General features: G+C 67.6%; 24 protein-coding genes. 14 read left to right on the top strand and 10 right to left on the bottom strand.

All coding sequences use genetic code 11. The annotated features are described in order from the left end of the window. Window position 1: 1 nt before the first annotated feature. From ABQJ54_RS07850 to aroE, 3 genes are all read right to left on the bottom strand, one after another. Window positions 2–547 (bottom strand): energy transducer TonB, encoded by a 546-nt coding sequence (locus ABQJ54_RS07850; RefSeq protein ID WP_367853743.1) that lies wholly within the window; start codon window positions 545–547, stop codon window positions 2–4. 141 nt (window positions 548–688) lie between these two features. Next, on the bottom strand, window positions 689–2,554 hold the full coding sequence (locus tag ABQJ54_RS07845) for a peptide-N4-asparagine amidase (RefSeq protein ID WP_367853742.1): 1,866 nt from the start codon (window positions 2,552–2,554) through the stop codon (window positions 689–691). Window positions 2,555–2,857: 303 nt separating this feature from the next. After that, window positions 2,858–3,688, bottom strand: a complete 831-nt coding sequence (aroE, locus tag ABQJ54_RS07840; RefSeq protein ID WP_367853741.1) for a shikimate dehydrogenase — start codon at window positions 3,686–3,688, stop codon at window positions 2,858–2,860. Between the two features lie 119 nt (window positions 3,689–3,807). Between aroE and ABQJ54_RS07835 the strand changes: the two genes are divergently transcribed. Next, window positions 3,808–4,044, top strand: coding sequence for a hypothetical protein (locus ABQJ54_RS07835; protein WP_367853740.1), 237 nt, complete (start codon window positions 3,808–3,810; stop codon window positions 4,042–4,044). 147 nt (window positions 4,045–4,191) lie between these two features. Here the strand turns inward: ABQJ54_RS07835 and ABQJ54_RS07830 are convergent, their stop codons facing one another. Then, the gene (locus ABQJ54_RS07830) at window positions 4,192–5,706 is read right to left on the bottom strand and encodes a RimK family ATP-grasp domain-containing protein (RefSeq protein WP_367853739.1); all 1,515 of its coding nucleotides are present in this window, start codon (window positions 5,704–5,706) and stop codon (window positions 4,192–4,194) included. Between the two features lie 245 nt (window positions 5,707–5,951). Here ABQJ54_RS07830 and ABQJ54_RS07825 point away from each other — a divergent pair, with 245 nt between their 5' ends. After that, window positions 5,952–6,425 (top strand): GNAT family N-acetyltransferase, encoded by a 474-nt coding sequence (locus tag ABQJ54_RS07825; protein ID WP_367853738.1) that lies wholly within the window; start codon window positions 5,952–5,954, stop codon window positions 6,423–6,425. 66 nt (window positions 6,426–6,491) lie between these two features. Here the strand turns inward: ABQJ54_RS07825 and ABQJ54_RS07820 are convergent, their stop codons facing one another. After that, window positions 6,492–6,770, bottom strand: a complete 279-nt coding sequence (locus tag ABQJ54_RS07820; RefSeq protein ID WP_367853737.1) for a hypothetical protein — start codon at window positions 6,768–6,770, stop codon at window positions 6,492–6,494. Between the two features lie 211 nt (window positions 6,771–6,981). Between ABQJ54_RS07820 and ABQJ54_RS07815 the strand changes: the two genes are divergently transcribed. Then, on the top strand, window positions 6,982–7,521 hold the full coding sequence (locus ABQJ54_RS07815) for a molybdopterin-dependent oxidoreductase (protein WP_367853736.1): 540 nt from the start codon (window positions 6,982–6,984) through the stop codon (window positions 7,519–7,521). 50 nt (window positions 7,522–7,571) lie between these two features. Here the strand turns inward: ABQJ54_RS07815 and ABQJ54_RS07810 are convergent, their stop codons facing one another. Then, window positions 7,572–8,261 (bottom strand): hypothetical protein, encoded by a 690-nt coding sequence (locus ABQJ54_RS07810; protein ID WP_367853735.1) that lies wholly within the window; start codon window positions 8,259–8,261, stop codon window positions 7,572–7,574. A gap of 126 nt (window positions 8,262–8,387) precedes the next feature. On the opposite strand from ABQJ54_RS07810, the gene lptM reads away from it, so the two are divergent. From lptM to rbsK, 9 genes are all read left to right on the top strand, one after another. Beyond that, window positions 8,388–8,585 carry an LPS translocon maturation chaperone LptM gene (gene lptM / locus ABQJ54_RS07805; RefSeq protein WP_367853734.1) on the top strand — a complete coding sequence of 66 codons (198 nt, stop codon included), beginning with the start codon at window positions 8,388–8,390 and terminating at the stop codon, window positions 8,583–8,585. A gap of 8 nt (window positions 8,586–8,593) precedes the next feature. Next, entirely contained in the window at window positions 8,594–9,427 is an 834-nt protein-coding gene (gene dapF / locus ABQJ54_RS07800) for a diaminopimelate epimerase (RefSeq protein WP_367853733.1), read from the top strand. Between the two features lie 77 nt (window positions 9,428–9,504). Then, complete coding sequence (locus tag ABQJ54_RS07795) at window positions 9,505–10,191, top strand: DUF484 family protein (protein ID WP_367853732.1); 687 nt, start codon at window positions 9,505–9,507, stop codon at window positions 10,189–10,191. A gap of 7 nt (window positions 10,192–10,198) precedes the next feature. Next, window positions 10,199–11,086, top strand: coding sequence for a tyrosine recombinase XerC (gene xerC / locus ABQJ54_RS07790; protein WP_367853731.1), 888 nt, complete (start codon window positions 10,199–10,201; stop codon window positions 11,084–11,086). 281 nt (window positions 11,087–11,367) lie between these two features. After that, entirely contained in the window at window positions 11,368–11,925 is a 558-nt protein-coding gene (gene hslV, locus ABQJ54_RS07785) for an ATP-dependent protease subunit HslV (RefSeq protein WP_367853730.1), read from the top strand. 196 nt (window positions 11,926–12,121) lie between these two features. Beyond that, window positions 12,122–13,462 (top strand): ATP-dependent protease ATPase subunit HslU, encoded by a 1,341-nt coding sequence (gene hslU / locus ABQJ54_RS07780; protein ID WP_367853729.1) that lies wholly within the window; start codon window positions 12,122–12,124, stop codon window positions 13,460–13,462. 160 nt (window positions 13,463–13,622) lie between these two features. Further along, on the top strand, window positions 13,623–14,237 hold the full coding sequence (locus ABQJ54_RS07775) for a hypothetical protein (protein WP_367853728.1): 615 nt from the start codon (window positions 13,623–13,625) through the stop codon (window positions 14,235–14,237). 125 nt (window positions 14,238–14,362) lie between these two features. Beyond that, the gene (locus ABQJ54_RS07770) at window positions 14,363–16,081 is read left to right on the top strand and encodes a thiamine pyrophosphate-dependent enzyme (RefSeq protein WP_367853727.1); all 1,719 of its coding nucleotides are present in this window, start codon (window positions 14,363–14,365) and stop codon (window positions 16,079–16,081) included. 174 nt (window positions 16,082–16,255) lie between these two features. Beyond that, a complete protein-coding gene (rbsK, locus tag ABQJ54_RS07765) occupies window positions 16,256–17,161 on the top strand; it encodes a ribokinase (RefSeq protein WP_367853726.1) in 906 nt (301 codons plus the stop codon). A 309-nt stretch (window positions 17,162–17,470) separates the two neighbouring features. Here rbsK and mnmE read toward each other — a convergent pair whose 3' ends face one another. The 4 genes from mnmE to rpmH all read right to left on the bottom strand — a co-directional run bounded on the left by mnmE (window position 17,471) and on the right by rpmH (window position 21,429). Next, complete coding sequence (mnmE, locus tag ABQJ54_RS07760) at window positions 17,471–18,817, bottom strand: tRNA uridine-5-carboxymethylaminomethyl(34) synthesis GTPase MnmE (protein ID WP_367853725.1); 1,347 nt, start codon at window positions 18,815–18,817, stop codon at window positions 17,471–17,473. A gap of 289 nt (window positions 18,818–19,106) precedes the next feature. Then, window positions 19,107–20,819, bottom strand: a complete 1,713-nt coding sequence (gene yidC, locus ABQJ54_RS07755; RefSeq protein ID WP_367853724.1) for a membrane protein insertase YidC — start codon at window positions 20,817–20,819, stop codon at window positions 19,107–19,109. A 92-nt stretch (window positions 20,820–20,911) separates the two neighbouring features. Next, on the bottom strand, window positions 20,912–21,280 hold the full coding sequence (gene rnpA / locus ABQJ54_RS07750) for a ribonuclease P protein component (protein ID WP_367853723.1): 369 nt from the start codon (window positions 21,278–21,280) through the stop codon (window positions 20,912–20,914). 14 nt (window positions 21,281–21,294) lie between these two features. Beyond that, window positions 21,295–21,429 (bottom strand): 50S ribosomal protein L34, encoded by a 135-nt coding sequence (gene rpmH, locus ABQJ54_RS07745; protein ID WP_007510029.1) that lies wholly within the window; start codon window positions 21,427–21,429, stop codon window positions 21,295–21,297. Window positions 21,430–21,644: 215 nt separating this feature from the next. Here rpmH and dnaA point away from each other — a divergent pair, with 215 nt between their 5' ends. Both dnaA and dnaN read left to right on the top strand, forming a co-directional pair. Then, window positions 21,645–22,985 (top strand): chromosomal replication initiator protein DnaA, encoded by a 1,341-nt coding sequence (gene dnaA, locus ABQJ54_RS07740; protein ID WP_367853722.1) that lies wholly within the window; start codon window positions 21,645–21,647, stop codon window positions 22,983–22,985. Between the two features lie 251 nt (window positions 22,986–23,236). Beyond that, complete coding sequence (gene dnaN, locus ABQJ54_RS07735; RefSeq protein ID WP_367853721.1) at window positions 23,237–24,337, top strand: DNA polymerase III subunit beta; 1,101 nt, start codon at window positions 23,237–23,239, stop codon at window positions 24,335–24,337. The last annotated feature ends 68 nt before the right edge of the window (window positions 24,338–24,405 follow it).

The following is a 24,405-nucleotide window of genomic DNA, read 5'->3' as shown; positions in this document are numbered from 1 at the left end:
CTCATTGCGACGCGGCCGCATCCGCCTGCCGCGCGCTGATCGCTGCCGCTTCTTCCGCGTGCCGGCGGCCGAGCATGGTGCGCTGGGCATCGAGGTAGCCGCCGAGCAGGGCCAGCTTGTAGTTGTTGGCGTTCAGCTCGTAATGCGCGGGGTCGTACTTGTAGTTGCCGACGTCGTAGGCGCGCAGCAGTTGCAGCTCGCGTTGCGCCTCGTCGAGATCGCCTGCGGCGATCGTCCGCTCCACATCCTCGCAGGCCGGCTTGAACGCCTCGCGCAGACCGTCCAGCGCGGTGCGGTTGTGCGGGTCGAGCTGGAGCACGCTGAAGTAGAACTCGAACGCGTTGCTGCCCACCGGCGCGACGCGCCGGCCGTCATGCAGCGCATCGCCGGCGAGGCCGAGCAGGATGCGCACGCCATTGCCGTCGGACGGCCCGGTATCGGCGCGGGCGTTCCAGTGCCACCAGCCGCCGCCGGCCGCCAGGATCAGTGCCAGGAGACCACCCAGCCAGACCGGGCGGCGAGAAAAAAGCGAAACGAGACCTTGCATGACATCCTGCCTGACGCGACCGTGGCGGCAAGCTAGCGGCGCATCATGTCAGCGCGATGACTCGGCCAGGCGCAGCCACCGTGATCGGCCGGACGGAAAAGGCCGGAGACCGGCCCTTTCCATCCGCATCAGGCAAGCGCATCAAGGCAGCAACTGCACGGTCGCTCCGTAGGCGCGAGACGCGAATTGCGAGAAACGATCGCGCCACGAGAGGTTGTTGGCGCCCATCCAGCATGCCGCGCCATCCACCCAGCCCGTGAGCGCGTTGTCCTTCGAGGAAATCTTGCGGCTGTAGCATTCGCCGAAGGAATCCTTGTAGCGGTAATCCTGGTTGCTGTACGTGTCCGTCACTCCGGTAATTGCCGTCTGGGCCGAATTGATCAGGATGGTGTTGTTTCCGTCGAACGCATTGTCGAGCGTGGCCGAGACGGGCAGGGAAAGCAGGGGTTGCAGGGCAACCGACTGCCTGAAGCCCTGTTCCTTCACGTCGGAATATTGCTGGTAGGTTCCGTCGGGCTGTTCGAAATAACCCAGGTCGAGCTTGAGCGGATAGCTGCGATGCTCGCGGAGAATGGTCGTCCGGCGCCCGTCGGTCCGCGTCGTGGTCGAATCCACCGTCGAGGTCTGCACGATGTTTTCGCCTTCGCTGTTGGCCGGCAAGGAGTAGTCCTGCGAGTTGGAGAAGGCGACGTCCTGCGCCACTTGCGTCTGCACCACGCCATGCGAAGTGGCCACCACGCCGGTGATGGTGAACCTGCGGTTCGAGGTGACGGTGATGTTCCCGCCGGTCACATCGTTGTTTGCGTCGGTGGTGAGGTTCTCGACCACCTTGGGCGTGGGCGCGGCGGCCAGGGTATTCGAAATAACCGAACCCGTGACGCGCTTCGAGCCATGGTCGAGATACAGCAGCAGGTTGCCGGCCACGCTGAAATACTGGTTCGCGTTGAACACGCTCAGCGAGACGGTATGCGTCTTGCCGTCGTCGAGCAAACCGGCAAACGGGGTGAGGTCGACGCGATAAGGCGTGAAGGACAGTGTCTGGACGCCCGGAATCGGTTCCCACAGCCACGGGTTGCCGGTGCCGCCGGTGTAGATCCACGGGTAGACCGGCGCGACGCCGGCCGGCCGGCCATCGATGCTGACCTCGGTCTCGCGGAATGCCGTGTTGTTGCAGCCGAAGAAGCTCAGGTTTCCCTGGTCGTTCGGGTTGCAGGAGTACCAGATCTCGTCGTTGCTCTGGCTTTGCGCATAGACGTCCAGGTACGCGCGCTCGATGTTCCTCGGCAGCGAGGCATAGGTTGCCGTGTACTGGTCGGTCGTCGTGTTCAGGGCATAGGTGCCATTCGTCGGATTCGCGTTCATGGACAGTACGACGTCCGGGCGCGGCTGCAGGCTGCCGCCAGCGTCGCCATCGTGCCCATGGCCATTGCCGTGGTTCCCGTGCGCGTTGCCATGGACCAACGGATAGAAATACAGGGCCGCCGAACCGCTGAGCTTGCCGTTGTAAGGGCCCTCCACGTAGTTGACGAAGTCGGAGTGGCCGGTCTGGGCAACCGCGAACAGGGCGCTGTAGTCGGTCACGTCACGTTCGACATGCCAGGTCGTGGCATTGGGCGGCGCAACGCTGGGTTCCTGCGTGGTGCCGAAATAGAGGATCGCGCCACCCAGCCAGATGGAGCCGGTGCGATCGAACTGGTTGGTGCCGAGCATGCTGACATCGACCGTGAGCACGACTTTTTGCCAGGGCCCGGGGCATCCGGCAGGCGGCGTGTAGCTGATCGGCGTCGGGCCGCTGGGATTGTCGAACGACTGGTTGGTGTACAGCGGCACGACGCAAGGTGTCGTGGGCGGCCGCGGCACGGCGGGATCGGCGGTGGCCACGTTGTGCGAGCCGACCATCAAGGACTGTGCGAAGGCATTCGACCAACCCCCGCATGCCAGCATCGCCAAGGCGCACTGCGCGACGGGCAGTTTCAGGTTCCGGACAAAGTGCAATCGAATCGACATGGCACCCCTCCCTTTCACTGCGCCGACGCAGCGGCGCTGATCGCGTTGGACGGACCGACCGGACTGCTGGCGGCGGCGGAAACATTGCAGGCATGCCACGTCGACCCGGCAGCGGCCAGGTTTCGGGCGAACATCCCCATCTGCAACATGTGGTTACCCCTTGCGCATGAGCCAGCCCATGACCTTGCAAGCATCGTGGACAGGCTCCACCCCCCCCGCGCCGGGCATGCTGGCACCGGCGGTTTTAGACGGGGTCAAATGCCCGTGCGGAAAGGTGACGCGGTTGGCAGGACGCGCGTGCGCTCAGACCGTCGCGCGCAGGGCCTGGTACACCGGCTCCGTGTCGGGCCGCCGGCCGTGCCACAGCTCGAATGCTTCGGCCGCCTGCTCCACCAGCATGCCGAGGCCATCCCAGGCGTAGCGCGCCCCTGCCGCCTTCGCCCACGCGACGAAATCGATCGCCGCCGCGCCATAGGCGAGGTCGTAGCAGAGCGCACGCGCGCCCACCAGGGACATGGGCAACTTCAATCCCCCGCCCAGCACGCCGGCCGAGGTGGCGTTGACGATCAGGTCGTAGCTGCCCAGGTCCGCGAGATCGTTCCAGTAGCGGGTATGCACGCGCGCCGGTTCGCCGATCGCATCGGCCAGCGCATCGGCGGTTTCCGGCGTGCGGTTGACGATAGTCAGCGTCTGCACACCCGCGTCCAGCAGCGACCACGCCACGGCACGCGCCGCGCCGCCCGCGCCCAGCATCAATGCATCGTGGCCGCGCAAGTCCACGCGATGGCGTTCGGTGATATCGCGCACCAGCCCGGTGCCATCGGTGTTGTGCGCGGCGAGCCGGCCGTCGGGCAAACGGGTGAGCGTGTTCGCGCTGCCGGCGCGCATGGCCGCCTCGCTACGCTCGTCTGCCAGCGCGGACGCGGCGCCCTTGTGCGGCAGGGTGACGTTGGCGCCCGCGCCACCAGCGGCGAAGAACCCGCGCACCGCCGCAGCGAAAGCCTCCGGCGCGGCATCGGTGGTGCGGTACTCCAGCGCGATGCCGAACTGCCGTGCGAAGGCCTGGTGGATGCGCGGCGACAGCGAATGCGCGATCGGGTGGCCGAACACGGCGAACTGGGAGGGCTGGCTCATGCGGTGCTCCTGGGAATGGGCGGCCATTGTAAGACCGCCCGTCGTGCGGCCCGCCGGGCCGTCGCAGGTTCTGAGATGGCGGGGCGGCATGCTGCGCCCCATCGCCGCGAGGACACCGCATGCGCCCGACCGCCATCGACCACCACCGCCACGACCGCCTGCTCGGCATCGCCCTGCTGTGGCTCGCCGCCGGCGGCGCACTGCTGCTCACCACCCTGGTGCCGGCGCACACCGCGCTGCTGGGCTGGGCGCCGCTGCTGTGGCTGCTGGTGGCGCCGGCGGCGCTGCTGCTGATTCTCGAGCCGGGCCTGCCGCGCCAGCTGCTGGCGCGGAAGCAGGTCCGCCGCCGGCACTGATTCCATCTGGCAGTGGAACGGCGCGTGGCCAGGATGGCCGCGTGCAGGGTTGCCGGGCCGGTGGTAGGAGCCGCTGACCGCCCGGCTGCGCGCGGAGCGCGTCCGAAGCCGGCGCTGCAGGGAATGCGGCAGCCGGTTCGACCCGCTTCAGTTGCCGGCGTGGTCGCGCTGGAGCGGCCGGTTGCCGATGCCCTGGCGCTTGCGCTCCATCCGGCGCAGGAATTCGCGCATCACGCGCAGGTACAGCTCGCCGCCGAGATGCGCGTCCTCGACGCCGGCATCGACCGAGGGATTGTCGTTGACCTCGATCACCACCGGCCTGTCGCCAACCTGCTTCAGGTCCACGCCGTAGAAGCCGTGACCTACCGCGCTGGTGGCCTTCAGCGCCAGCTTCACCACCTCGGGCGGCGCCTGGTCCACCGGCATCGTCTCGAAGCCGCCCGACTTCGCGTCGCCCTTGGCGGCATGGTTGTAGATCTGCCAGTGGCCGCGCGACATGTAGTACTTGCAGGCATACAGCGGCTCGCGGTTGAGCACGCCGACGCGCCAGTCGAATTCGGTATAGACGTATTCCTGCGCCAGCAGCAGCGCGCTGTGCTGGAACAGCTCGCCGCTGGCCTTGTCCAGCGCCAGCTCGTTCTCCACCTTGACCACGCCGCGCGAGAACGAGCCATCCGGGATCTTCAGCACCAGCGGGTAGCCCAGCCGCGCGGCCACTTCCTTCATGCCCTTGCTGTCGTCGCGGTAGAGGATCTCGGTGCGCGGCACGGCGAGCTTGCGCGAGACCATCAGGTCGTTGAGGAAGATCTTGTTCGTGCAGCGCAGGATCGAGGTCGGATCGTCGATCACCACCATGCCCTCCTTCTCCGCGCGGTGGGCGAAGCGGTAGGTGTGGTTGTCGCTGGCGGTGGTCTCGCGGATGAACAGGCCGTCGTACTCGGCGAGGCGCTGGTAGTCGTTCTTGCCGATCGGCTCGACCTCGATGCCCAGCTCCTTGCCCGCCGCGATGAAGGACTTCAGCGCCTTCCGGTTCGACGGCGGCATCTGCTCGTTGGGGTCGACCAGCATCGCCAGGTCGTAGCGGTACAGCTTGCGCGCGCGCGGCTTGCGCCACAGCTTGCGCGAGAAGCGGTCCAGTTCCTCGGCGAACGCGTCCTCCTGGGCGTCGTCCAGCGTGTGCAGGCCCACCGGCTTGATCGAGCTGACCTGCCACACGCGGTCGCGCTCGAACTCGATGCGCAGCAGCGGGCAGGGGAAGGATTCGAACACCTGCCGCGACAGGTCCTGCAGCGCGGGATAGGCGGTCTCGCCGAAGTAGACCAGGATGCCGAAGTCGGTGGTGTCGCGGCCGCCAGCGGGCAGGAAGTGGGTGAGCTTCTGGTTGAGGTCGTCGATGTTCACGCCGTACAGAGAACGCCGGCCCAGGTCGTTGATGGTGCGCACCGAGGGCATCACCTTGTGCCCGCGCGCCTCGGCCAGCAGCGACACGTAATAACCGGTGCCCAGGTACTTGTAGCTGCGGCACAGGTTGATCACGTGGGTGCGCTCGTCGTCGCTGCCTACCGGCTCGCGCAGGTAGTCCATCGCGCTGACCACGTCCACGGACGGGTAGTAGGAGCCCCAGTCGGAGGCTTTCTCGACCACGATGACCAGACGAGCCATGTCACCACTCAGGCTTGCGATTGCGGGGACGCCCTGCGGGCGGGGCGACAGGGAACGCGAGCGCGCAGTTTCGCACAGCACGACCGCGCCACAAGGCGTGGCACTGAACCTTTTCTGAGCGCCCGGGCCGCGCCGCGATTGCCGCTCCGCCGATCGGGCACTACAGTCCGCCCGGTTTCCCGCCGTGCCTGTGCGGCTGGCCGCATCGTCCGATCCGCATCGTCCGACCCAGGGAGTCCATCGCCATGCCGCCGGCCAACGTGCGCATCCGCTCCGCCGAACTCTCCGACCTCGACGACCTGGTGGCGCTGGAGGAACACAGCTTCGACAGCGACCGGCTGAGCCGCGCGCAATTCCGCCGCCACCTGGACAGCGACAGCGCGAAGGTGCTGGTGGCCAGCACCGGCCCACACCGCTTCCTCGGCACGGCCGTGGTGTTCTTCCGCAAGCGCAGCGGCGTGGCGCGGCTGTATTCGATCGCCACCCACCACGAGGCGCGCGGCCTCGGCGTGGGCAGCGCCCTGCTCGACGCCGCCGAACAGCTGGCGCAGCGGCGACGCTGCCGCGCGTTGCGGCTGGAAGTGCGCACCGACAACCATGGTGCCGTGCGCCTGTACGAACGGCTGGGCTACCGCCGCATCGGCCACGCCCGGGACTACTACGAGGATGGCGCCGACGCCTGGCGCTACGAGAAGCTGCTGGCGATGCAGGGCGCCTGAAAACCCGCGCAGCCTTGCCGCGTGGGCGGCAAGGCTGGTTTGCCATTCACGAGCGAGTTGCGGTCGTCACCGGTGATCGTGGTTCGCCGCTTCCGCCGCCGCCTTGAGTTCACGGTTGGCCTGGTCGAGCAGGTCCTTCGCCTTCGCCGCGTGGCCTTCCATGTCCCATTCGTTGGCCTGCTGCGCGGCGACGATGCGATGGTAGGCCTGGTCGGTGAGCCGCTGCGCCGCGGCGATGTTCGGATGGCGGTGGCCGCTGACGTCGCGGACCGGCTGTGCGGCGAACGCGGCAGCGGCGACCAGCGCCAGTGCGGAGGTCAGGACGACCCCTGTGAGCTTCTTCATGTGCGTCTCCCCGGTTGAGTGGATGCCACGCAGCGCGGCCGCGGCGGCGTGGCGTGGCGTGGCGTGGCGAATCTAGCGCGGCCGCGATTCAAGTTCCTGCGCCGCATCCGTTCGGCGGGCAACAACTGGCAGGGCGGAATCGAGATGTGCGAGATTGTTGAAAGCCTGGGCACCCGTGTGAGGTGTCCGGTGCACCCTCGGGAGCCATCTCATGTCTCTGTACCGCCTGCCCCTGCGTTCATTGGCTTTTGTTGTCCTGCTCGTTGCAGGCGGCGCCAGCCTCGCGGCGACGCCGCCGATCACCCTGCCTGACGGCAGGACGGTGCAGTTGTCCGCAAAAGCCATCGAATCGCTGCCGAGACTGAGCGTGTCCGCAACCGCACACGGGAAAACCGCCCGCTACGGTGGCTACGACCTGCGGCAAGTGCTCGAGGCTGCCGGGGTACGGGCCAGCGCCTTGCGCGGCAGGGCCATGACCACCATCGTCACCGTCTCGGCGCCGGACGGTTACCACGCCGTGTTCGCCCTGGCCGAGCTCGACCCCACGCTGGGCAACCGGCAAGTGCTGCTGGCCGACCGCGAGAACGGCCAGCCGCTGCCGCCCGCTACCGGCCCGTGGCGGCTCGTGGTGCCCGCCGACCAGCGCCCGGCCCGCTGGGTGCGGCAGGTGAACGCCATTGCCGTTTCGAATCCGCAGGCAGCGCGCACGGATCAAGGCCCCCGATCCGCGACAGCCGCCGCCGCGCACTGACTCGCCGCGGCGACCCCACCGGCCCGGCACACGGACCGCCGGGCCGCGGCTCATCCCCCGAGCGGCGAGCTGATGCGCTGCTGCGTGGCCGCGTCCGGCCGCGCCACCAGCGCGCCGGTGCGCGATAGGCTGACGCTGTAATGGCCGCCGTCGACCAGCGGCAGGAAGGTGCCGCTGCCGTACACCGCATCCACCATCGGCAGCGCACGCGGGTATTGCCGGTGCAGATCGAGCAGGTCGAAGCCGTCGGCGGAACCGAGGCCGATCACGGTACGCGGCGCGCTCGCCTCCTGGGCGGGATCGTCGTAGCGGCCGTCGATGCGGTCGAGCCGGTACAACGGCGGCAGACCCGCGAGCAGGACCGGCAGTTTCCACTTCAGCACCACCGCCTCGACACGCCAGTCGTCGCCCGCCAACTCGAGCTGGCGCATGCTGCCGTCGGGCCAGGCCAGCGTGACTGCCCAGCGCTGCGGCGAGAGGATGTGCGCGTCGATGTCGACCACCGGGGTCTCTTCGCCCAGCAGGCGGTAGCCGCGCAACGCCCAGCCACCCACGCCGAGCAGCACGGCCAGCGCGAAGCACACCGCACACAGCAGCGCATGCCAGCTCGCGGCCAGCCGCGCACCGGCATCGAGGCGGCGCCGCAGCGTCACCAGCTGCAGCAGGCTCAGCAGCAGCAGGACCGCCGCCAGCACCAGCAGCACGGTGGCGGGCAGGCGCAGCAGCTCGATCGGGTTCATCGGAGGTTTCCGCTGGGAAGGCTCGCGCATGATAAGCCGCACCGGCACGCTCGCTATACTGCGAGCGTCATCGGCGGCCACGGCCGCCGAGCACGCCGTTCCGTCCTTCTCCACTGGTACCCGACCATGCGCCGTCCGCTGCTGCTGCCGCTCTGCCTCGCCGCCGCCATGCTTGCCGGTTGCGGCAACAAGGGCCCGCTGTACATGCCGAACAATCCGCACCCTCCGGTCTACGTGCCGCCGAAGGCACAGCCCGCGCCGGCCACTTCGCAGACGGCACCGGCGCCGGCGACCAGCAGCAGCATCCCCGCCGCCACGCACTGAGCGCGTCGATGCTGCGCTTTTCGAAGATGCACGGCCTCGGCAACGACTTCGTCGTGCTCGATTGTCGTGCCACGCCGTTCGCACTGGACGTGGCGCACATCCGCGCGCTGGCCGACCGCCGCACCGGCGTGGGCTTCGACCAGCTGCTCAGCGTGGAACCGGCGCGCGACCCTGGCTGTGCGTTCTACTACGGCATCTGGAACACCGACGGCTCGCCCTCGGGCCAGTGCGGCAATGGCGTGCGCTGCGTGGCGGCGTGGCTGCATCGTGCCGGCGCGCTGGCGCTGGGCGAGGCGGTGCGGCTGGAAAGCCCGTCCGGCCCGGTGACGGTGCGCCTGCTCGACGCGCACAAGGTCACCGTGGACATGGGCGCGCCGGCGTTCGCACCGACGCGGGTTCCCTTCGTGGCTGAGGTCGAGGCGGATCGCTACGTGATCGAGGTCGATGGCACGGCGCTGGCCATCGGTGCGGTGTCGATGGGCAATCCGCACGCGGTGGTGATGGTGGACGAGCTGCCCAACGGTGCGGCGGAAAGGCTGGGCCCGGCGCTCAGCACGCACCCACGCTTCACCGAAGGTGCGAACGCCGGCTTCGTGCGACGCATCGACCGTACGCATCTCGCGCTGCGCGTGCATGAACGCGGCGCGGGCTGGACGCTGGCCTGCGGCACCGGCGCCTGCGCCGCGATGGCAGTGCTGCGCCGGCGCGGCGCAGTGGACGAAAGCGTGCAGGTGGACCTGCCGGGCGGTTCCCTGCACATCGATTGGCAGGGTCCCGGCCATACGCTGTGGATGACTGGCCCCGCGGCATTCGTGTTCGAGGGACAGTGGCTCACGGATTGATCCCCGTGCGCGTCCATCGCACACTCGGGCCGAGGGCATCCCGCCCACCTTCCACGCACCGGCCCGAGGAAAACGCCATGAACGCCCCCCTGCCCGATGACGCCACCGAGGCCGGTGCCGTCGCAGCCTACCTGAAGCAGCACCCCACCTTCCTCAGCGACTATCCCGAGCTGGCCGCCCAGCTCACCATGCCGCGCGAGCAGGGCTCGGTGGCCTCGCTGGCCGCCTACCAGCTGCAGCAGCTGCGCGAGAAGAACGCGGAACTGGAGCGGCGCCTCGCCGAACTCACGGCGATCGCCGCCGACAACGAGCAGTTGATGGAGCGCGTACACGCGCTCACCGTGGCGCTGCTGCGCGCGAACACACTGGAGGTGACCACGCGCACCGTGATGGCCCGCCTCAGCGAAGATTTCCACACCGAACAGGTGCGCCTGCTGCTGTTCGGCAACAACGCGGACCTGCCGCGCTCCGACTGGCTGCGCCAGGTGGGCGGCGGCGGCGCGGATCTGCCCGAGCTGGCCGAGCTGCTGCAGCGGCAGGAACCCGTCTCCGGCCGGTTGTCGCCCGACAAGCTGGCGCAGCTGTTCGGCGACGAGGCATCCGCCATCCGCTCGGCGGCGCTGATACCGCTGGGCGAGGCAGGCATCCTCGCGATCGGCAGCCAGGACCCGGATCGTTTCCAGCCCGGCATGGGCACGCTGTTCCTGAAGATGATCGCCGCCACCGTCACCGCCGCGCTGGCACGGGCGCACGATCTGTCCTGAGTTCCGCATGACGACGCCGGTGCAACAGGTCGAAACCTGGCTGGCCCGCCTCGCCGGCGAACGGCAAGCCTCGCCGCATACCGTGGACGGCTACCGCCGCGACCTCGCCAAGCTGCTGGGCTGGATGGAAACGCAGGGCATCGCCGGCTTCGCCGCGCTGGAAACGAACCGCATGCGCCAGTTCGTCGCCGCGCAGCACCGCGCGGGACTGGCGCCGAAGAGCCTGCAGCGCCTGCTGTCCTCCTGCCGCAGCCTGTTCCGCCAGCTCAGTCGCGAAGGCGCGCTGGCGCACGATCCGCTGGCCGGCGTGCGCGGCCCCAAGGTACAGCGCAAGCTGCCCGTGGTGCTGGACGTGGACGAAGCCGCCAGCCTGGTGCAAGCCGGCGGCGACGGCGCACTGGGCGTGCGCGACCGCGCCATGCTGGAACTGTTCTATTCCTCCGGCCTGCGCCTGTCCGAACTGGTCGGCCTGCGCTGGAGCGATCTCGACCTCGATGGCGGCGAAGTGCGCGTGCTGGGCAAGGGCCGCAAGACGCGCATCGTGCCGGTGGGCCGCCACGCCGTGGCCGCGCTGCGCGCGCTGGGCGAGGCCGAGGGCAGGGCGCCGGAAGCGCCGGTGTTCCGTGGCCGCGGCGGCGCGGCGATCAGCCCGCGCACCGTGCAGGCCCGGCTGCAGAAGCTCGCGCTCGCGCACGGCTTCGCCAAGCACGTGCACCCGCACCTGCTGCGCCACACCTTCGCCAGCCACATGCTGGAATCCTCCGGCGACCTGCGCGCGGTGCAGGAACTGCTGGGCCACGCCGACATCGCCACCACGCAGATCTACACGCATCTGGATTTCCAGCACCTGGCGAAGGTGTACGACGCGGCGCATCCGCGGGCTCGGAAAAAGTAAACGCGCTTGTTGCGTTTGCCCCTTCTCCCCTCCGGGGAGCACGCGGGGAGACGCCATGGATGGCGTCGGCTTTGAGGAGCGAGGAAGGTTGGGATGAGGGGCGGGTGCTTGCGAGAAAATCGCATTGGAAAGCGCGCTTCGATGAAGTTTCCCGCAAGATTGGCCCCTCACCTCAATCCTCTCCCCAAAGGGGAGAGGAGGCGAAGGTGCCAAGCAGTTTCGCCCCGTGTTGAAGCTCCGGCGAACCGACCCCATCTGGTTCGCTCAACCCTGGAGCTTTTATGGAATCCTTTCACGCCACCACCATCGTCAGCGTGCGCCGCAACGGCAAGGTCGTGATCGGCGGCGACGGCCAGGTCACCTTCGGCAACACCGTGATGAAGGCGAATGCGCGCAAGATCCGCCGGCTGGGCAAGAACGCCGAGGTGCTGGCCGGTTTCGCCGGCGCCACCGCCGATGCCTTCACCCTGTTCGAACTGTTCGAGCAGAAGCTGGACAAGCACGGCAACAATCTCACCCGCGCCGCGGTGGAGATGGCCAAGGAATGGCGCACCGACCGTCGCCTGGGTCGTCTCGAGGCGATGCTGGCGGTGGCCGACAAGGAGGCTTCCCTGCTGATCTCCGGCAACGGCGACGTGCTGGAACCCGAACACGGCCTGATCGCGATCGGTTCCGGCGGCCCCTACGCGCAGTCCGCCGCGCTGGCGCTGATGGAAAACAGCGAGCTCGACGCGCGCTCCATCGTGGAGAAGGCGCTGAAGATCGCCGGCGACATCTGCATCTACACCAACCACAACACCACGATCGAGGAACTGGAATTCGGGGCCCGCGCTTCGTGATGCGCAGTCCTTGCGATCGTCCCTGACCGCGAAAAATCGCCGGGCGCGATTTTTGACATCGCGCCAGCGATGGCCCGAAGGGCAACCGCCAAGGATGATGGTGGTCGCAGAATCAAGCGGGCAGCCATCGATGCCGCACTCCTCACTTGCAGTCGCACCCCACGTTTCCAACCTTCCCCCGCATCCCGGCGAAGCCATGAGCGAACTCACTCCCCGCGAAATCGTCAACGAACTCGACCGCTACATCATCGGCCAGCACGACGCCAAGCGCGCCGTGGCGGTGGCGCTGCGCAGCCGCTGGCGGCGCATGCAGCTGGAACCGGCGATGCGCAACGAGATCACCCCCAAGAACATCCTGATGATCGGCCCCACCGGCGTGGGCAAGACCGAAATCGCGCGCCGCCTCGCCTCGCTGGCGAACGCGCCGTTCGTGAAGGTGGAAGCCACCAAGTTCACCGAGGTGGGCTACGTGGGCAAGGACGTGGAATCGATCATCCGCGACCTCGCCGACGTGGCTTACAAGCTCACCCGCGAGCAGGCGATGAAGCGCGTGCGCACCCAGGCCGAGGACCGCGCCGAGGACCGCATCCTCGACGCCCTGCTGCCGCGCCGGCAGACGCCCAGCGACTGGAGCCACGACCAGGCCGCCACGCCGACGATCGACAGCGACACCCGCCAGAAGCTGCGCAAGCAGCTGCGCGAGGGCACCCTCGACGAACGCGAGATCGAGCTGGACTTCGCCATGAACGTCGGCGTGGAGATCATGTCCCCGCCCGGCATGGAGGAGATGGGCGCGCAGCTGCGCCAGATGTTCCAGAACCTGGGCGGCGCCAAGACCCAGCACCGCAAGCTGGCGATCAAGCTGGCGCGGCCGCTGCTGGTCGAGGAGGAAGCCGCCAAGCTGCTCAACGACGAGGAGATCCGCGCCGAAGCGGTGGAAGCCGCCGAGCAGAACGGCATCGTCTTCCTCGACGAGATCGACAAGATCGCGCAGCGTTCCGAATGGGGCGGCGCCGGCGTCAGTCGCGAGGGCGTGCAACGCGACCTGCTGCCGCTGGTGGAAGGCTCCACTGTGTCCACCAAGTACGGCCCGCTGAAGACCGACCACATGCTGTTCATCGCTTCGGGCGCGTTCTCGCTGGCCAAACCGTCGGATCTGATCCCCGAGCTGCAGGGCCGCCTGCCGATCCGCGTGGAGCTCAGCGCCCTGTCAGTGGGCGACTTCAAGCGCATCCTGCGCGAGCCGCACAACGCGCTGACCAAGCAGTACGTGGCCCTGCTCGGCACCGAGGGCGTGGGCCTGGAGTTCACCGACTCCGGCATCGACCGCTTGGCCGAGGTGGCCTACCAGGTGAATGAGCGCACCGAGAACATCGGCGCCCGCCGCCTGCACACGGTGATGGAGCGGCTGCTGGAGCGGATTTCGTATGAAGCTGCAGACAAATCCGGTGAAAAATACCTGATCGACGCCGAACAGGTAGACAAGAGCCTCGGCAACCTGATCGGCAACGAGGATCTCAGCCGCTACATCCTGTGAGACAGACGTGGCGAGCAGGATATCGCAGCAATCTGTCGGATCATCCCCAATATGCGCCAATCAATGTTTTTGGCGCATTTTGAGTGCGTGTTCGACGAAATTATCCAGAAACATCCTCTGAACAAGCTGGGGGAGGGCTCTCTGTTAAAATAGGCCCGCTATGGCAAAGATTCTCGAGTTCAAAACCAATGGCCTGCGCGCCCAGCTGCGCGACGCCCAGCAGCAGCAGACGATGGTGCGCCTCTGGCGCGGCGAGCTGGAACACGGCAGCTTCTGCGGTTACGTGGGCGGCGTGGGCCGCGAGTTCGTCCTGCTGTGGGTGCTCGGCGACGGCATCACCGAGGACGGCATCTACGTGATGCGGCACCGCGACATCACCGAGCTGGAGTCGCCGGAGCGCCACCACGTCTTCATGGCCAAGGCGCTGGCGCTCAAGGGCATCACCCCACACCTGCCGCGCGGTTTCCCGCTGGATTCGATCCGCGACGCCGTGCAGGCCGCCGGCGCGATGTCGGCGGTGATCGGCGTGCACGTGGACACCGAGGAAGAAGAGGAGGTCTGCTACATCGGCCACCTCGTCCGCGTCGACGACGACGGCTTCTACCTGCAGGAACTCAGCCCCGACGCGGAGTGGATGCGCCAGGCCTCCTTCTTCGCCTGGGATGAAGTCTCCACGCTGAGCATCGGCGACGGCTACGCCCAGGCCCTGCTCGTCGTGGCCGGTCCCGCGCCGGCGCTAGAGCCAGGCGACGCCGGCATCGGCCACATGCACTGAGCTGTCCCGCGCCGCGATGTCCGTGACGCCCGCCCTTTGGCGGGCGTTTCCTTTTGTGCTTTCACCCGGAATTTCCGCGCGATGCCGTTGAATCGGTAGCTCGTTTCCCTCAACGGAGCGCTTCCATGGCTCGCAAGAAAGTCGCGGACATCATCGTCGAGACCCTGCAGGATGCCGGCGTGAAGCGCTGCTACGGCATCGTCGGCGATACGCTCAACCACATCACCGACGCGATCCGCCGCAGCCGCATCGAATGGATCCACATGCGCCACGAGGAAGCCGGCGCGATGGCCGCGGGCGCCGACGCCCTGCTCAGCGGCGAACTGGCCGCCTGCGCCGGTGCCTGCGGGCCGGGCAGCCTGCACTTCATCAACGGCCTGTTCGAGGCGCACCGCAACCGGGCGCCGGTGGTGCTGATCGCCACCCAGGTCGCCACCACCCAGCTGGGCATGGATTTCCCGCAGGAGGTGGACCTCAAGACCATCTACTCCACCTGCAGCCACTTCTGCCAGCCCATCCACACGCCCGCACAGACACGCCGGGTGGTGGCGCTGGCGGCGCAGACGGCGTTGAACAAGCGCGGCGCCGCGGTGGTGATCGTGCCCGGTGACATGGCGGCCATGGAGGTGGACGAGGGCCTGCCGTTCCGCCCGCACCATCCGCAGCCGCTGCTGCGCCCCTCCGATGCGGAACTGGACGCCATCGCCGCGCGGCTCAATGCCAGCAAGCGCATCGTGCTGTATTGCGGCTCCGGCTGCGAAGACGCGGGACCCGAGGTGGTGGCGCTGGCCGACAAGCTGAAGGCGCCGGTGGCGCACACCTCGCGCGCCAAGGACTTCATCGAACCCGGCAACCCGTACGACATGGGCATGACCGGCATCCTCGGCGTGGACTCCGGCTTCCACGCCATCGACGCCTGCGACACGCTGCTGCTGCTCGGCGCCGACTTCGCATGGAGCCAGTTCTATCCGGACGAGGCCACGCTGATCCAGGTGGACAGCGACGCCACCCACCTCGGCCGCCGCCATCCGGTCGACCTCGGCGTGGCAGGCGACATCAAGGCCACGCTGGCGGCGCTGCTGCCACGGCTGGAGCCGCGCGAAGACAACGCCTTCCTGCGCAACTGCCGCGAACGCCGCGAAAAGACCCTGCAGCAACTAGCCGCGCAGGAGCGTCCCGGCAGGGACGGCCTGATCCACCCGCAGTACCTCACCCACCTGATCGACGCGCACGCCGCCGAGGACGCCGCCTTCACCGCCGACGGCGGCAGCCCGATGGTCTGGCTGCTGCGGCACATCCACAGCAACGGCAAGCGGCGCACCCTGACCAGCCTGGTGCACGGCACGATGGCCAACGCGATGCCCTCCGCGCTGGGTATCCAGAAGGCCTTCCCCGGCCGGCAGGTGGTCGCGCTGTGCGGCGACGGCGGCCTGGCCATGCTGCTCGGCGACCTGCTCACCGCGATCCAGGAGAAGCTGCCGATCAAGGTGGTGGTGTACGACAACGGCTCGCTGGGCTTCGTCGAGATGGAGCAGAAGGTCGACGGCCTGCTCGACAGCTACACCGACCTGCAGAACCCCGACTTCGCGAAGGTAGCCGAAGCGATCGGTTTCCACGCCCGCCGCGTGGAGCAGGCCGGCGAACTGGAGGCCGCCGTGCGCGACCTGCTGGCCCAGCCCGGCCCCGCGCTGCTCGACGTCAAGGTCAACCGCTACGAGCTGGTGATGCCGCCGAAGATCGAGCCCGGCCAGGTGCTGCACACCGCGTTGTACTCGGCCAAGGCGGTACTGGCCGGCCGCGGCAAGGACGTGGAAGAGCTGCTGCGCAGCAACTTCGACGATTGACTGACACCGCGCTTTTCTCCTTCTCCGGGGAAGGAGCGAGGTGAGGGGCCAGCCCCGCGAAAGTATTTCATTGCAGCAGCGCACTGCCACGGCAAAATCACGCGGACTCCCACACCGGCCCACCCGACGTTTACTCTTGCCCTTCCGCAATAGCCTTCGCGGCAAGAGGAACGCATGACCCGCATCGTCGTCGTCGGCAGCATCAACATGGACCTGGTCACGCTCGCGCCGCGCTTTCCCGGCCCGGGCGAAACCCTGCTAGGCAGCCGTTTCCTCACCGCACACGGCGGCAAGGGCGCGAACCAGGCGGTGGCCGCGGCGCGCTTGGGCGCCAGCGTGAGCATGGTCGGCGCACTGGGCCGCGATGCGTTCGGCGACCAGCTGTACCAGGGGCTGGCGAAAGAGGGTATCGACCTCGCCCATGTCGCCCGCCTCGAGGACGAGGGCAGCGGCAGTGCCTCGATCACCGTGGCCGAAGGCGAGAACCAGATCATCGTGGTGCCCGCCGCCAACGCGCGCGTTACCCCGACCCAGGTCGAGGCCGCACGCGACGCCATCCGCCATGCCGACGCCGTGCTGGTGCAGCTGGAGATACCGCTGGACACGGTGGAAGCCGCGCTGCGGCTCGGCCGGCGTGAAAGCGTGCCGGTGATCCTCAACCCCGCGCCCGCGCAAAAGCTGCCCGCCGAGTGGCTCAGCCTCGCGAGCCACCTCACCCCGAACCAGCACGAACTCGCCACCGCGCTGAGTGCCGACGCCGTGACGGACTTCCGCGAACTGATGCGCCGCGCACACTGCCCCGTGGTGCTCACCCGTGGCGGCGAAGGCGCGTGGTACTGCGATGACACCCACCCCGCACCCGCGCATCAACCCGGCTTCGCCGTCGCAGCCATCGACACCACCGGCGCCGGCGACACCTTCAACGGCGCGCTCGCCGTGTTCCTGCACGAAGGCCTGCCACAGGCGGTGCGCAAGGCCTGCGCCGCCGCGGCGCTGTCGGTGACCAAGCTGGGTGCGCAGGGCGGCATGCCGCAGCAAGCCGAACTGGATGCCTTCCTCACGGATCGATCCCGCGCATGAGCCCGCTGGAAATCGCGGCCTACCTGCTGGCCGGCGCATCGATCATCCTGGCCGGGCGCAACAGCTGCACGCACAGCAAGTAATCGGTGCGCCGCCGCACCCTTGCGGCGGCGACCTTTCGGCCCGGTGGGTTCCGCTGGCGCGGGTGTTTCCAGCTTGATGCGCTGCGGGTCGTCATAGCCCTTGCGACGCAGCACCGGATCGATGAGGTGGAAGCGGGTTTCTTCCTCGTTGTAAGCCACCGAAGCCCCCATGCTCCAACCCTGCATCAGGCCGAAAGCATAACGGAATACCGGGACACACCTGCGGCTATTTGCCGATGCAGAACGAGCCGAAGATCGCGCCGAGCAAGTCGTCGCTGGTGTAGTCGCCGGTGATTTCGCCCAGCGCGTGCTGGGCCTGGCGCAGTTCTTCGGCGGCGAGTTCGCCGGCGCGGGTAGTGGCGAGGGCGTGGGTGGTGTGGGCGAGGTGTTCGCGCACCGCTTCCAGTGCGAGCACGTGGCGGCGGCGGGCGCTGAAGGCGCCTTCGCCGCTGCCGCTGCCGGCGAGTTGCTTGAGGTGCTCGCGCAGCGCGGCCAGGCCTTCGCCGGTTTTCGCGGAGGCCCACAGCCAGCGGATGCCGTCGCGGGTTTCCGCGTGTGGCGCGGCGTGGGCAAGGTCGATCTTGTTGACCAGCACCACGCGTTCGGCGCCGGCGGGCAGGTGCGCGAACAGGGCGAGGTCGGCTTCGGCGTGCTCGGCATCGGTGACCAGCAGCGCGGCGTCGGCGCGCGTGAGTTCGCCGTGCGCGCGGCGCACGCCTTCGCGTTCGACTTCGTCGTCGGTGTCGCGCAGGCCGGCGGTATCGGCGAGTTCCAGCGCCACGCCATCGAGCGCCACGCTTTCGCGCAGCACGTCGCGGGTGGTGCCGGCGATGGCGGTGACGATGGCGCGCTCGCCGCCGGCCAGCGCGTTGAGCAGGCTGGACTTGCCCGCGTTGGGGCGGCCGACGATGGCCACGCGCAAGCCATCGTTGAGGCGCAGGCCGCGTTGCGCTTCGCGCAGCAGTTCGTCGAGTTGCGTACGCAGCGCGTCGAGTTGCTGCGCGATGGCGGGATCGGCGAGGAAGTCGATTTCTTCCTCGGGGAAGTCGATCGCGGCTTCGACGTGCACGCGCAACGCGATCAGCGCTTGCAGCAAGGCTTCGACCTTGCGCGAGAACACGCCCTCCATCGAACGCAGCGCGGCGCGTGCACCGGCCTGCGAACGTGCCGCGATCAGGTCGGCCACGGCTTCGGCCTGGGCGAGGTCGAGCTTGCCGTTGAGGAAGGCGCGCTCGGTGAATTCACCGGGACGCGCCAGCCGCGCGCCGAGTTCGCAGACGCGGCGCAGCAGCGCATCGAGCAGCACCTGGCTGCCGTGGCCCTGCAGTTCCAGCACGTGCTCGCCGGTGTAGGAGGCGGGGGCGGGGAAGTGCAGCAGCAGGCCGTGGTCGATCGTTTCGCCTTGCGCATGGCGAAAGCTGGCGAAGTGTGCGTGGCGCGGTTGCGGCGCGCGACCGAGCAAGGCTTGCGCGATCGCCGGCACCCGCGGCCCTGACACGCGCAACACGCCCACACCGGCGGCACCGGGGGCGCTGGCGATGGCGGCGATGGTGTCGTCAGGCTGGACGGTCATGACGGGGTTTCACAAGTCGCGCTCTGGTCTGGACCAAGGTTTTGTCGCACGCATTGTCCTTCGACTCCGCCGCTGCGCGGCTACGCTCAGGACGAACGGGTCAAATGCCCCCGCAGCGTTCTCCCTGAGCGTAGCCGCGCAGCGGCGGAGTCGAAGGGCAGTCCAAGGCCGGAGTTTACAAACGAAGACGACCGCGGCGGTTGCCCGGCGCGGCCGTCAGTGAAAAGTGCGGCCAGAGATGGCTGCCCGTTTGATCTTCGCGATCAGGAACGATCGCAAAGACCATGCATCAGGCCACCTTCGCCGCCGCGTCCTCGCGATCCATGTGGTGGGTGATCCACCACTGCTGGCCCAGGCCCACCAGGCCATTCACCGCGTAGTAGAGGCACAGGCCAGCTGGGAAGAACGCGAACATCACCGTGAACAGCAGCGGCATGACCTTCATCATCTTCGCCTGGGCGGGATCCATGCCCGCCGCAGCCGGGTTCAGCCACTGCGTGCCCAGCATCACCGCCGCGTAGATCACCGGCAGGATGTAGTAGGGATCGGGCGCGCTGAGGTCGGGAATCCACAGGAACGCTGCATGGCGCAATTCCAGGCTGTACTCCAGCACATAGAACAGGCCGTAGAACACCGGCAAGGTGATCAGTACCGGGAAGCAGCCGGCCATCGGGTTGACCTTCTCCTTCTTGTACAGCTCCATCTGCGCCTGCTGCAGCTTGGCCTTGTCGTCGCCGTAGCGCTCCTTGAGCGCCTGCACGCGCGGCATCAGCTTGCGCATCCTGGCGCTGGAGCGGTACTGCATCGCGGTGAGCTTCCAGGTGGCGCCCTTGATCAACAGCACCAGCAGGATGATCGCGAGGCCCCAGTTCTTCACGATGGCCTCGAAGAACGACAGCAGGCCATGCATCGGCACGGCGATCGCCTTGAACATGCCGTAGTCGATAGTGAGGTCCAGCCCGGGCGCCACCGCGTCCAGATGGCCCTGCCGGTTGGGACCGACATACAGGCGTGCCATGGCATCCACGCTCTGACCCGGCGCCACGCTGAGCGTGGGACCGACTGCGCGGATGAGATAACGCGGATGTGCGCTGTCCGGATTCACTGTATCGGTGGCGTAATGCGCGGTTTCGCCGGCCGGCGGAATCCACGCGGCGAAGAAGTACAGGCGCAGCCAGGCCGCCCAGCCGCCCTTGAAGTCGGCGTTCAGCGCGTCCTTGGGCTCCTTGAAATCCTTGGGCGCCAGCTTCTCGAACTTCTCGCCGGTGTACCACGCCGCACCATGGAAGCTGCGTATTTCGGGATTGGAGAGGTTCTGCAGCCAGTTGCCGGTATGCGGCGGCTCGGTGCTCAGCAGCTGGGTGTAGGCGTTGCCCTGCCACGCCACGCTGCTACCGTTGTCGATCTTCTGGTCCAGCGCGATCACGTAGCTGCCACGGGTGAAACGGTAGGTCTTGGTGACCTTGAGGCCCTTGGCGTCCTGCCAGGTCAGCGGCACGTCGAGCTCGTTCTGGCCGGGAGCCAGCGTGTAGGCGGTCTGCGCGGCCTGGAACACCGCCAGATGGTTGGGCTGGTCCGCCGCGGCCGGATCGCTGCTGCTGACCAGGCCGTTCTGTGCCACGAAATAGTGCGTGTCCGTGTTGTCGAACAGCGTGACCGGCGCGGGATCCGGATCCTTGTGCGTGCGCGGCGCCACCGGGTAATCCAGCAGCTGGGACTGCACGAGGCTGCCGCCACGGGTGTCGATGGTGAGGCGCAGCACATCGGTGGTGACCGTGACCAGCGGCGAGGGTGCGTTCGCAGCGGCGGCGCTGCTGATCGCCGGCGTGCCGGATGCACTGCTGCCCGGCTGGGCGTTCGGCACGCCGGGCGCGCTGGCCGCGTTCGCGGCGCTGCTGGCGACGGGCGCCGGCGGCGTCATGTAGTCCTTCTCCCAGGCCATGAACAGCAGATAGGCCACGGCAAGCAGGGCGAACAGGAGGAAGTTGCGTGTTTGGTTCATCGGGTCACGGATCCGGACGACGCCACGCGGCACGCGGCCACTGGGGAAAAGGGAAGGTCAACGCGCGATTGTGGCGGCGGCATCCATCGGCATCAATGGTGCGGGCTCGCGGCCTGGATCGCCGCGAGGCGCCGCCACAGCGCAGCAGCCTCGATCAGCAGCTCCGGGCCGGGCAGGCCGGCGGCCTGCTCGCGCGCCATCACCACCACGTCCACCGGCGGCAGCTGGTCGCGGACCTGGCGGAAGGATTCGCGCAGCAGGCGCTTCAGGCGATTGCGTTCCACCGCGCGCTTGGACACCCGCTTGGAGATCGCCAGGCCCAGCCGCGCATGCCCCAGTCCGTTGGGTCGGTAGCGCAAATGAAAACAGCGGCCACCGAAGCGGCCGCTGCTCGTTCGCAACGCTGCGAAGTCACCGGCCAGACGCAGCCGCAACTCGCGCGGCAGGCCGGCAGGGTTCATGACGGGCGCGCCGCTTACGGGATCAGGCGCTTGCGGCCCTTGGCACGACGGGCGTTGAGGACTTTGCGACCGTCGGCGGTGGCCATGCGGGCACGGAACCCGTGGGTACGCGCACGCTTGAGCTTGCTGGGCTGGAAGGTCCGCTTCATGGCTTGCTCCGAAGGGAATGTGGATAAAAAGGTTGGAAATTATGCGGGCCAGAGCGGCGCACTGTCAAATCGGCGCCACATGCCGGCCGGAAGGCCGCCACCCCGCTTGTGGATATCCGTGTGGACGGATCGGGGATAGTGATGCCGGAGCGTGCTGCTAGACTAGTCCGTCCACCCCGCGCGCAAGCGCCCCTGCCTGTGGACGAGAAACATTCATGAGTGAGTTGTGGCGGCGCTGCCTGGAGCGTCTGGAAGGCGAATTGAGCGCCGAGGATCTGCATACCTGGCTGATGCCGCTGCAGGCCCGCGAGGACGGGACCGGGCTGGCCCTGTTCGCCCCCAACCCGTACACGCTGGACACGGTGCGCGAGCGTTACCTGCCGAAGATCACCTTGCTGCTGAGCCAGCTGGCTGGCCGCGAGCTGCCGGTTCGACTGGAGGTGGGCTCCAGTGCCCCGCGCGCAGCCGCCAAACCTGCGGCCACGCCTCGCGCCGGCGCGGTGACCGAACCGGCCGCGGCGCCGGCACCGGCTTTCAGCCACAACCTCGACCCGCACTACACCTTTGAAACCTTCGTCGAAGGCAAGTCCAACCAGCTGGGCAAGGCCGCCGCGATGCAGGTGGCGCAGAACCCTGGCCGCGCCTACAACCCGCTCCTGCTGTACGGCGGCACGGGCCTGGGCAAGACCCACCTGATGCACGCGGCCGGCAACCTGATGCGGCAGAACAACTCGGCCTGCAAGGTGTTGTACCTGCGTTCGGAACAGTTCGTGGGCTCGATGATCGAGGCGCTGCGCACCAAGAGCATGGACCAGTTCAAGCAGCGCTTCCGTTCGGTGGACGCCCTGCTGATCGACGACATCCAGTTCTTCGCGGGCAAGGACACCACGCAGGAGGAGTTCTTCCACACCTTCAACGCGCTGTTCGAGTCCAAGCAGCAGATCATCCTCACCTGCGACCGCTATCCCAAGGAAGTGGACAAGCTGGAGCCGCGGCTGAAGTCGCGGCTCGGCTGGGGCCTCAGCGTGGCGATCGAACCGCCGGATTTCGAGACGCGCGCGGCGATCCTGCTCTCCAAGGCACAGGACAAGGGCGTGGCGGTGGACGAGCACGTGGCGATGCTGCTGGCCAAGCGCATCCGCTCCAACGTGCGCGACCTCGAGGGCGCGTTGAACACGCTGGCGGCACGCGCGAACTTCTACGGCAAGCCGATCACCACCGATTTCGCCGAGGAAACCCTGCGCGACCTGCTGGCCACCCACGCCCAGGCCGTGACGGTGCCGAACATCCAGAAGATCACCGCCGAATACTTCAACGTGCGCCTGCAGGACCTGCTCTCCAAGCGACGCGTGCGCTCGCTGGCGCGGCCGCGGCAGATCGCGATGGCGCTGTCCAAGGAGCTCACCGACCACAGCCTGCCCGAGATCGGCGAGGCCTTCGGCGGCCGCGACCACACCACGGTGCTGCATGCCTGCCGCACGATCAAGAAGCTGTGCGAAGCCGACACGCGCATGCGCCAGGACTGGGAACAGCTGATTCGCACCCTCACTGGTTGAGTTTTTCGTCCAGTACGAGCACAAGTTCTTGATAAGCTGGTCGGGAAGCTGTGGATAATGCGTGGATGAAAGCGGCAGGCAAGTTATCCACAAACCGCCCACCTCCAAGGCACCACTTTCCGCACACCCGGAAATTCGCGCAAATTATTGATTCGAAAAGAGTAAACGGCTAAAAAAAGTTATCCACGCCGTCTACAGCAACCACCAACTTCTTTTAAAGACAGTACAGCAGGCATAGGGGAAGCGCAGACATGCAATTCAGCATCCAACGAGAAGCCCTGCTCAAGCCATTGCAGCAGGTGGTCGGTGTGGTGGAGCGCCGCCAGACCTTGCCGGTGCTCGCCAATCTGCTGGTGAAGGTCGCCGACGGGCAGCTGTCGCTGACCGGTACCGATCTGGAAGTGGAGATGATCGCCACCACGGTTGCCGACAAGCTGGCCGATGGCGAAGTCACCATTCCGGCGCGCAAGTTCTTCGACATCGTGCGAGCACTGCCGGACGGAGCCAATATCGAGCTCAAGCTCAATGGTGACCGCGCAGCCCTCAATGCTGGGCGCAGCCGCTTCACGTTGACGACCCTTCCAGCCAGCGAATTCCCCACCATCGAATCGATCGAACTGGTGGAGAAGGTCAACCTGCCGGAAGAGGCCTTGCGCGACCTGATGGAGCGCACGGCATTCGCGATGGCGAACCAGGACGTGCGCTACTACTTGAACGGCATGCTGCTGGATCTGCAGGAACACAGCCTGCGCTGCGTAGCCACCGACGGCCACCGCCTCGCCATGAAGGAAACCAGCCTGGCGACTTCGGTGAAGACGCGTCGGCAGATCATCATTCCGCGCAAGGGCGTCAACGAGCTGATCGGCCTGCTGGAGCCGGGTGAAGGCGAGGTGGAGCTGGAATTCGGGCGCAACCACCTACGCGTGCGCCGCGGTGGCGTCACCTTTACCTCCAAGCTGATCGACGGCCGTTTCCCCGACTATGAAGCGGTGATTCCGCTGGGTGCGGACAAGACCGCCACGCTGGATCGGGAAGTGCTGCGCGGTGCACTGCAGCGCGCCGCGATTCTCTCCAACGAGAAGTATCGCGGCGTGAAACTGGAATTGTCGCCTGGCAAGCTGCGCATCGTGGCGCACAACCCCGAGCAGGAAGAGGCCGTGGAAGAAGTCGAGGCCGATACTCATGTCTCCGACCTCGCCGTGGGTTTCAACGTGGGCTATCTGCTGGATGCGCTCTCCGCGCTGCGCGGGGAACAGGCCCGGTTGAGCCTGCGCGACGCGCAGTCCAGCTGCCTTGTGCAGGAACACGATAGCGAGCAGGCCCGTCACGTGATCATGCCCTTGCGCCTCTGACACATGCCCGTCAGCAAGCGGCGCGTCACCCAGCAACGGCAACGCCGGAGTCGTCACCAGACGCTCCG

Origin of the sequence: Rhodanobacter lycopersici, from assembly GCF_040812335.1 — a bacterium.
Classification (GTDB): Bacteria; Pseudomonadota; Gammaproteobacteria; order Xanthomonadales; family Rhodanobacteraceae; genus Rhodanobacter_A; species Rhodanobacter_A lycopersici.
The sequence above is the reverse complement of the archived record's forward strand: the minus strand, read 5'-3'. Positions and strand labels throughout refer to the sequence as shown.